The organism is Vibrio sp. V39_P1S14PM300 (genome assembly GCF_009904765.1).
Taxonomy (GTDB): Bacteria; Pseudomonadota; Gammaproteobacteria; order Enterobacterales; family Vibrionaceae; genus Vibrio; species Vibrio proteolyticus.
In genome coordinates this window covers 1-9189 of sequence record NZ_WXWP01000001.1, presented here as the reverse complement: position 1 = coordinate 9189, position 9189 = coordinate 1, and the positions used below count along the sequence as shown (strand labels likewise).

The following is a 9189-nucleotide window of genomic DNA, read 5'->3' as shown; positions in this document are numbered from 1 at the left end:
TCGTTGAGTTAAATGGATGGTTATTGTTTGGTTTTAAAAATGAATAAAAACAGTTAGATAAATTGATTTTTTGATATTTTGAATATGTCGGTATTAAAAGTAAGGTTGTGGTATTGGCTATGAGGTTGGACTAAAGTATCCACCTTGTTTGGATAGGAGAGTGCGGTGGATACCTTTAAAAATGTGATTGATGTCGTGATGGCAGAGCGAGAGAGCGTCAATCGTATCTGGTTTGGCAGCGATCAATGTACACCGCCGGCGTTCAGTTATCAGGTTAACTTTCCTCGTCTGGAGCTGGTACTCAAAGGCACGTATGTGAACGAAATGGAAGATAATGAACACGGTATCTCGACCATCAGTATCCATTCGGGGGATGCGCTGTACATTCCTCCCAACTGCTGGAATAAACCGCATTGGGATGAGTCATGCTCGGTACTGAGTCTGCTGTTTGGTCGCCGTCAGCTCGGCTTCAGTCTGGTGAGTAAAGAGAAAGGCGAAGAGGGTTTTTTTGACGTTCGAAAACACAGTATCCAAACCCGGACCGGACACGCGATTGACCACATTCTCGAAGCGCTGAATGCCCTGGCCCGTGAGCCGAACAAGCGTCCGATGGATGAACATTTGCTACTGGCATTGCTCAGCTACAGCAGTACGATGCTCGAGAGTCCGGTCGTTTCAACCAAAAAGCGCAGTGAGGATCTCTACCAGGGGATCTGCATTTATATTCAGGAAAACTTTCACCGGACTATCACACGCTCGAGTATCGCACATCGATTTAATATTTCGCCAAACCATCTGTCACGAATGTTCCGCCAACAAGGGCATATGACATTGGCTGATTATATTACCTGGGTGCGGATTGAGCGTGCGAAATTCATGCTCAAACGTTATGACTTTCGCCTGCCAGAAGTGGCGACGCGTTGCGGTTTTCAGGATGTGAATTACTTTTTTCGTGTTTTTAAGAACCGCACGGGCCTGACGCCGTCAGAATACCGAGTGACGGTTCACTCCGGCTGATAGGTCGCCATGATGTGGCTGATGATGATGCGCAGGGTAAAATCGTCCAGATTGTCCAGCAGCAGTGTCTGATGGGGCTCGCTGAGTAACCAACGGGTAAGTCGGGTAAAGGGGATGAGGGTTTGCCTATCTGTCGGTGAGGGGATAAACAGAGTGATGACCAGATGTGCCGGTGCCTTGTTCTGATGCCAGACTACCTGTGCGTTTGGTCGCTGAAATACTATCGTCGGCACGGTGACGTCGCTGTGCATGATATGAGGCAGTGCCAGTGCCTGTCCGATCAAGGTTGATGAGATTGTTTCTCTCGCCTGCAATGCCTGATACAACACGTCTTGACGACTGGGGTTAGCGCACATGGCGGACTGGGCAAGCAGATGGTTCTTGTCCTCCGTCTCATTGCGATGTGAATGCAAAAAATGCCAGTTGAGGGGGACCGGGGATTGCAGTGTCGGGTAGTTGCCCAACTGGTAGGCAGCGATGCGCTTCCTGTTATGTGTGGTGGCAACCAGATCGAATTTTTCGCTGATGTACTCTGTCAGCACCATACACGCCAGTTCGGCGTCCAACCCTTCGATGGCTAGCTGACACAGATCATAACGGCAGTTTTTGACGCTGAGCATTTTTAGCCCGTGTTCAAGATTCGCCTGGCGGCTCTGAGTGATGTTGATCCACACCACCACTGAACGAAACAGACTCGCCAGCCCTTTCAGTTCGCTCAACTGCCATCCGGGAACACCGTCTCCAGGCAGGCAGAATGTGATGCGACTGACAATCATACTTTCAGACAGCGATCAATCACGGCTACGACGTTAGTCAACACTTCCTCTATCGAGGCGCTCATGATCTTGCTACCATGGAAACGTTCGCGTTGCTCTATGTCGATGTCCGAGGCGATAAGGACGAGATCGCACTGTGCAATATCACTGACAGAGAGCGGGTTTTCGATACCCATAGCCCCTTGGGTTTCCACTTTCAGGCACAAGCCTCGCTTGGTTGCTTCTTTTTTGAGTGCGTCAGCGGCCATGTATGTGTGGGCAATGCCGGTTGGGCAAGCGGTTACAGCGATGATTTTCATGTGGATGTCGATGATGGAAACAAGATGGCATCAAGTTTAAAACGAACGGTGTAACAACGCTAAGGTTGATACACCGTTTTGTGCGCGCAGGCGCTATTGGTTTAAAGGCGGGCCAGTTGGTCCGGTGATGACGATGCGCTGCGTTGACGTTTGTCCAATTTAGCCAGCTGTTTTAGTAAGGCGGAGGGCTGCCAACGAGAGGGTGACGAGCTGAAGCTCGATGCATTCATCGCATCCAGTTCATGTTGAATATCACGCTGCTCCTCTTGGCTCAGCGGCAGCTCTGTCATCCACTGATGAACACAGTACTGAGCGCGAATGGTATCGCCTTGAGCAAGCGCTTGTTTTACCTGAACAACGATCGACCCCGATGCTGTCGCTACCTCAGGTTTAACGGCACGCGGCGTACGGCGCATTTTTATTGCGATGATGACGGTGATCAGCCACAGCGCCGCAAATAATCCGGTGAGATACGGCCAGATACCGCGATCTTTTACGGTGACGGTTTGCACTTCTGGTGAGATTGCAGGCGTTGCTGCCACAGGGGCAGAAAAGTTGGCCGGCGCGGCATTGAGTGCTTCACCCGGTGACACGTTCAGTGTCAGGCCTTGGATTTTACTGGTTTGCTGCTGCTTGGCTTTGCTGTTCCACCAGTTGATTGAAATGCTGTTGAGCGGGATATCTCCCGTGCTTTGTGGGATCAACACCTGCTTTAACGTCATACGGGTTACGCCGTTTTTCGGTTCGCTGAATTGCGGTTTCTCACTGTAGACCCGGATGGTATCCGGGTAGTTTACTTTGATGTCCGGGAAGCGCTCTGAACTGAGACCGGTGATATCCAATGTGATCTCTCGGGTAAGTGCGTCTCCGATCTTCGTAGGGTAGGTAACATCTGCTGCTATCGGATTGCCGCTGCTGTCGGTCCAGGTTTGTTGCAGGGTCAGTTGCGTCGTGGGTAACCAGACACCTTTGTAGCCAGCTGGTTTTGGTCGCACCGAAATGTCGAACTGCTTAGGAGCGGTATCGACATTAATCATTTTGGTGGTTCCGGTCATTGAACTGCCGTAAATCACCGCTCCTTTGAACGATGGACCTTTCAGTTGATACTCTCCGGCTTTCTCGGCCGTGACGCGGTAATTTTGATCCACCACGGTAACCTGAACACCATTGAGTACGCTTTGATATTGGTTGGGCTCACCGATTTGTGTCAACGTGAGGCCATTAACTGCGGGAGGTTCGACTTGAGGATTTTGCAAACGGCGCGGATCGGTTTTGATGATCAAGCGGGTTTTCAGCGTGGCACTCTCGTTAGGATAGAGATCGCTGCTGTTGAGGCTGGCACGCATTTCAACCAGATCGGCGATGTTAGGATCCTGCTCGTCCATGGTAACCTGAAGCGCAATCGGTTGAGATTTATCGCCATTGATATCAAACGCAGGAATGATCATTTTCCCAAGCTTCTGAGCGGCCAGCGACACGTTCCACTCGCTGCGCACGGTTCGGTCACCATTGATAATGTTGACCGAAGAGCCAAACCCAGGGCGACCCACATAGAAGTCTTTTTCAAGCGTACTGAAATCAATGGCGTCCGCACTGACTTTTTGGTCAGTTACGACTCTCAACTGGAATACTTCGTTCTTGGCGACTTTGTTTTTACTGACGCTGGCCCAGACGGTCGCGGCATAACTTGCCGGACTGAAAAGGCTGGCAGCCAGGAGAAGGGCGGTGATCAGTTTCAAAATAGGATGTCTCATCATTACCACTGTTTACCTGAGTTCTTAGGAGGTTGTTTCTGTTGAGCTTGAAGCATCAGTTGGGCGCGTAATAAGCGGCTTGGGTCCCGCGCGCTTTCCACTTGCTCCAACTTGCGTAGTTCTGGGTCGACCTGTTGCTGGTTGTCAGTCTGAACCGCATTCGCCTCTGCACTGGGATCTTGCGGCTGGGCTGCGTCGTCCGAAGCGCGTTTGGTCGGTTGCGGTTGCGCGCGGCTCTCGGCTTGGCCTGTGTTCTGCTCAGGTTCGCTGTTCTGAGTGTTCTCGTGATCCGCTGACTGATCATTCTGATCCGTTGAGCGGTCCGGTTGTGATTGCTGAGCGTTGTGTTGCGGCGATGTGTCGGTATTGTCTGAGCCCGAGCTGTTTTGTTGAGCTTGCTGCTGATCGCCGTTTTGACCGTCTGAGTCAGATTGTTTTGACGATTGATTCTGTTCGGACTTATCCTGCTGTTGCTGTTGCTGTTGCTGTTGCTGTTGTTTGGCTTTATTCACCACATCCAGGTTATGCTGCGCGTCCTGATTGCTCGGATCGTGTTTGAGGACGTCTTCATACAGCTCGATGGCCTTATCGAAATCACGTTGCTGCGCATACGCATTGGCCAGGTTGTATTTGCCACGAGTGCCAGGCACGTTTTTTAACGACTCAATGGCGCCCTCAAAATCCCCTGCATTGTATTGCGCGACGCCTTTCCATTCCGGACTACTGAATGCCTGAGCGGCATTGGAATAATCTTCAGCCTGATAAAGCCGCATGGCCGTTTGCTCCTGATTTAACCAGGGGCTGGCTTGGACGGGGGTTGGAGTCAGCCACGGCACGCTCAGCAAAGCCAGCGAGAAAACCAGGCCACGACGAAACATCAGAGCAGCGGGCACCAATAGGAACAATACCAGCCAGAAGCCATCATTGACTTTATCTTCAACCTGATGAGTAGTGTTTTTGTCGGCCGTAGTACTGACTTCCTGCGTGCGCGCAGCGATGGCGTTGATATCACTGCTGTCGAGTTGAACCGGGGTAAAGAATCCATCGGTTTGCTTGGCTAATTTTTGCATGTTAGTAAAGTTTGCCTTAGCAACTACTGTCGTACCGGACTCGGTTTGCAGTAGCGAACCGTCACTAAGCTGAATGGGAGCGCCAGCGCGGGTACCGACACCCAGTATGGATAATTTCCATTGGGCTCCGGACAGCAGAGAGGCAATGCTGCTGCGCTCCTGAATGTCGAGATCATCGGTCATCAGAACAATGTCACCTGATTCCAGTCCGGTATTTTTCATCATGGCGATCGCCAACTGAACCCCGGACGCCGCATCAGCACCAGGGTAGGGCATTAATTCTGGCGTTAAGTTAGGGATCAGGTTTGTGATCGTACGAGTATCTTCTGTCATCGGACTCACGGTATAGGCGTCACCTGCGTATGCGACCAAACCGGTACTGCCTTCCTGCCAGCGATGCAGTAAGTCAGTGGCTTTGTATTTCAATTGAGTCAGTCGGTTGGGTTTGATATCGGTGGCATACATCGACATCGACATATCCATGACCAGTACACGTGCCGAAGCGTTTTTAAAACTTGGCCGTTCAGTTGTACGCAGGCTGGGGCCTGCCAAGGCAACCACCGCGATCAGCCAACACAAAGCGATCACCAGCAGTGCGGATTTTGAACGCTGGTTACCGCTTAACCCCATGGCTTTCGCGAGGTGCGGCGCTATCAGCGTCTGGCTGCGAGACCGGATTCCGAGCCAGGCCAAAAGTACGGCTAGAGGGACCAGTGCCAATAACCAGAATGGACAGAGGAAGGTGAAGTCAGACATGGTTCCTCCGGATGATGAACAGGACAACAGACAGCACTAGAGCGATACCGAGCGGGATACCGAACCACTCCTGCTCAGGACGCCATGTTTGGCTGCCTTCAGAGACAGGCTCCAGGCTATTGATGGTGTCGTAAATGGTCGCCAACTGCTGACTGTCGCGAGCTCGGAAATATTGCCCGCCGGTCATTTTGGCGATCTCCATCAGTGTTTTCTCGTCCAGATCCGACGCGGTATTCACTTTACGGGTCATGAAAAAGTCTTGTACCGTCATCTCGCCGGCGCCTACACCGATGGTATAAATGGTGGCCTGATATTTCTTGGCAATTTTGGCCGCTTCGATGGGATCGAGAACACCGGCCGTGTTGCTGCCGTCACTGAGTAAAATCATGACGCGCTGAGGCGCATCACTGTCGATAAAGGTTTTGGTTGCCAGGCCAATGCCTTCGCCGATGGCGGTCTTGGTGCCGATCAGGCGCAGCACGGCGGAATTGAGCTGCTCTGAAATGGTATTTCTGTCTAGCGTCAGTGGCGTTTGCAGATAGGCATGGTCGGCAAACAGCACCAGGCCAAGGCGATCCCCCTGACGTTTAGCGATAAAATCAGTCAGAACATGTTTGACCGCGCTGAGACGATCAATATAGTTATCACCCTGTTTCATGTCCTTCTGGCTCATCGAATAAGACAGGTCGACTACCAACATCAGGTCACGATGCTTAGGTTGCGTTGTGACTGGGTCGCCATACCACACCGGACGCGCGGCGGCGATGATCAGCGCTATCCACACGAGTGCAGCCAGCACTCGGGCAGAGACGTTTTTCGGCGACGATTTGGCATCAGCCCTGGGTAAATACGCAAGGTAAATGGGGGCCGTTTTACGGGCTGATGGAGTTAGCCAATAAATGAGCAGAGGCAGGGGAAGAAGCGCCAGCATCCACCACCAAGCCAGTTCAATATTCGCCAATCTAAGCTCTCCTTTTTTTCGGTGGCAGGGCTTCGTTTACCCATTGGGCACAATGTTGGACCAGCATATCGGCGCTGGCGACAGGTTCTTTGGTGTAAAGTGCTCGCTGCCACTGTTCCTGATTTGGTTCAAACAGCGGAGTATTGAGATAAGAGTCGAGAAAGGCATGCCACTCTTTGCCGGTTAATTTGGCGATTTCTTCACGTGGGAAGTAGCAGAGGGCGGCCTGACGAACCAGTTCAATTGCACTGGATGGGTGTTGGTTCGCCGCAAGCAAGCGTAATGCGGTTTTCTTCGGTGCCAGATGTTTTTTCTTACGGCGCATCAGCATCCAGAACAGTAATACTGCCAGGACGAGCGTGCCAGCTATCGCCCACCAGCCCCATGCCAGAGGAAACCACGAAGGCGCGTCTGGCAGGTGCATCGGGTTTAAGGGAAGAAGCGAAGAATTAGCTTGTTCGGTCATTCAAAATTATCCAGATAATTGTTGTAGTAAGGATTGGTCGCTTGAGAGCGAAGTAAAGGTAATGCCCAGAGATTGGGCGCTAGACTTCAATTGTTGTTGTTTCGAATCGAACGCTCGTTCAATGCGCTGGCGCGTTTTGCGCGAGGCGAAGTCTAACCACTGCGTATTTTTTTTGTCTGAGACTTGTTCAACACCACGGTAGCGGGTCTTACCTTGTTCCAGTGGATCAGAAATGTGTACGAACCGCACCCGGTTGTGTTGGCGTAGTTGAGTTAACAGGATGTGATGCTGCTGACTCATACGGACAAAGTCGCTGATCATGATGACCTCACTGCCTTTAGGGCATAGACGATTCAGCGCCTGAAAGGCGTTTGTCATCGAATCCACACGTTCACTGGCCGGATGTTGGAGCAATTGGTTGTGCAAGGTGATCAATTGCTGAATCAGCACGAGTGGCCCCTTGTTACGGCTGGTCGGCTTCAGCTCGACGAGCTGGGTTCCGGTGTCTATCACGGCGCCGATCCTATCTTTTTGTGCCACGGACAGCCAGCTGATTAGGCTCGCCATGTGCGCAGCTAGGACGGATTTCAGCATCAGCGTCGAGCCGAAAATCATACTGCTGCTCAAATCGATATAGAGCACCACCGGCTTTTCGCGTTCTTCACTGAACAGCTTGGTGTGGGTTTTGCCAGTTCTGGCCGTGACTCGCCAGTCGATACTGCGGATATCATCCCCGGGCTGATACTGGCGTACTTCAGCAAAGTCCATACCTCGTCCAAGCTGACGACTCTGATGCTGACCGAGCATCTGCGACCACAAGCTTTTGGCGGGCGGTAGCCAGTGCACCGTCTGCTGCTTGTAATAAAGCAATTCATCCAGTGACAATGTCACGCCGTCGGCATTTGGTGGACAGGTGGGCGTTTGAGGCTGCTTCATGCTTTATCCAACCGTTATGCGCTGCCGACCAATGAGAGCAGGTGGTCGATGACCTGATTCGGCTGCATGCCTTCGGCCTGTGCCTGGTAAGTGAGCAATAAACGGTGACGCAGTACCGGGTAAGCCATTGCCTGAACATCTTGCGGAGAGACGAAATCTCGACCGGATAACCATGCATGCGCCCGAGCGCATCGGTCCAGAGCGATGGTGGCTCGGGGACTGACGCCCAACTCAATCCATTGTGCCAGCCTATCATCGTATTGCGTTGGCTGACGGGTTGCCATCACCAAACGAATGATGTACTGCTCAATGCCTTCCGCCATATGTATGTTGAGCACTTCCTGGCGAGCGGCAAAGATATCCTGCTGTGATAGCACTGGTGGCTGCGCCTTACTGGTTCCCATGGCTTCACCACGGTTTAAGCGCAAGATCTCCAGTTCACTTTGTGCGTCGGGATAGTCGACATCAAGATGAAGGAGAAAGCGATCCAACTGTGCTTCCGGTAACGGATAAGTGCCTTCCTGTTCAATTGGGTTTTGGGTTGCCATGACCAGGAATAACGCTGGCAGTGGGTACGTGTTACGCCCGGCTGTGATCTGTTTTTCGGCCATGGCTTCAAGCATCGCGGCCTGTACTTTGGCGGGTGCCCGGTTGATTTCATCGGCCAGAATCAGCGAGTTAAAAATCGGCCCCGCCTGAAAGGTGAATTCGCCTGTTTCTGGTCGGAAGATGTCTGTTCCGGTCAGGTCTGCTGGCAGGAGGTCCGGTGTGAACTGGATACGATGAAAGTCCCCTTCGATGCAGTCTGCCAATGATTTAACGGCGCGTGTTTTGGCCAAGCCAGGAGGGCCTTCGACCAGGATATGGCCATCTGCCAGTAGTGCGACCAGCAGCTGTTTGACCAGCTCGGACTGACCGATTACCTGCCCGTTTAAGTAGTCTTGAAGTTGTTGAAGGGCTTGTGACTTCATCAATGTCGATCTCCTAATTTTTTCCAATTAGTGAGTTAAGTTATCAAAAAGTTCCCTGTAAACAGGTCGTACTTATGCCGGTTGGACGTAAAGTGTACAGTCCAAATTATTCGAAAAATCAGTTCTCTACATAATGGGGACCGCACAGATTGTTGCAAGTGTTTCAATTCGGAAAAATAAGAT

The 9189-nt window shown here is 51.7% G+C and carries 9 protein-coding genes; 1 reads left to right on the top strand and 8 read right to left on the bottom strand.

The window, feature by feature from the left end:
• The first annotated feature begins 198 nt into the window (after positions 1-198).
• Complete coding sequence (locus tag CAG65_RS00045; RefSeq protein WP_161451349.1) at positions 199-1017, top strand: helix-turn-helix transcriptional regulator; 819 nt, start codon at positions 199-201, stop codon at positions 1015-1017.
• On the opposite strand, the gene CAG65_RS00040 is transcribed toward CAG65_RS00045, so the two are convergent.
• The 8 genes from CAG65_RS00040 to CAG65_RS00005 form a co-directional block, all read right to left on the bottom strand.
• Positions 1005-1793, bottom strand: a complete 789-nt coding sequence (locus tag CAG65_RS00040) for a PTS sugar transporter subunit IIA (RefSeq protein ID WP_161451342.1) — start codon at positions 1791-1793, stop codon at positions 1005-1007. The genes CAG65_RS00045 and CAG65_RS00040 overlap by 13 nt on opposite strands.
• Positions 1790-2092 carry a PTS fructose transporter subunit IIB gene (locus CAG65_RS00035; protein WP_021704855.1) on the bottom strand — a complete coding sequence of 101 codons (303 nt, stop codon included), beginning with the start codon at positions 2090-2092 and terminating at the stop codon, positions 1790-1792. Before CAG65_RS00035 ends, CAG65_RS00040 begins: the two co-directional genes overlap by 4 nt.
• A 101-nt stretch (positions 2093-2193) precedes the next feature.
• Positions 2194-3849 (bottom strand): BatD family protein, encoded by a 1656-nt coding sequence (locus tag CAG65_RS00030; protein WP_237668703.1) that lies wholly within the window; start codon positions 3847-3849, stop codon positions 2194-2196.
• The gene (locus CAG65_RS00025; protein ID WP_161451339.1) at positions 3849-5672 is read right to left on the bottom strand and encodes a VWA domain-containing protein; all 1824 of its coding nucleotides are present in this window, start codon (positions 5670-5672) and stop codon (positions 3849-3851) included. Before CAG65_RS00025 ends, CAG65_RS00030 begins: the two co-directional genes overlap by 1 nt.
• Positions 5665-6633, bottom strand: a complete 969-nt coding sequence (locus tag CAG65_RS00020) for a vWA domain-containing protein (RefSeq protein WP_021704852.1) — start codon at positions 6631-6633, stop codon at positions 5665-5667. The genes CAG65_RS00025 and CAG65_RS00020 overlap by 8 nt, the downstream gene beginning before the upstream one ends.
• Before the next feature lies 1 nt (position 6634).
• Entirely contained in the window at positions 6635-7099 is a 465-nt protein-coding gene (locus CAG65_RS00015) for a DUF4381 domain-containing protein (RefSeq protein ID WP_161451337.1), read from the bottom strand.
• 6 nt (positions 7100-7105) lie between these two features.
• On the bottom strand, positions 7106-8035 hold the full coding sequence (locus CAG65_RS00010) for a DUF58 domain-containing protein (protein WP_161451335.1): 930 nt from the start codon (positions 8033-8035) through the stop codon (positions 7106-7108).
• 14 nt (positions 8036-8049) lie between these two features.
• Positions 8050-9006 (bottom strand): AAA family ATPase, encoded by a 957-nt coding sequence (locus CAG65_RS00005; RefSeq protein WP_161451345.1) that lies wholly within the window; start codon positions 9004-9006, stop codon positions 8050-8052.
• Positions 9007-9189 lie beyond the last annotated feature (183 nt).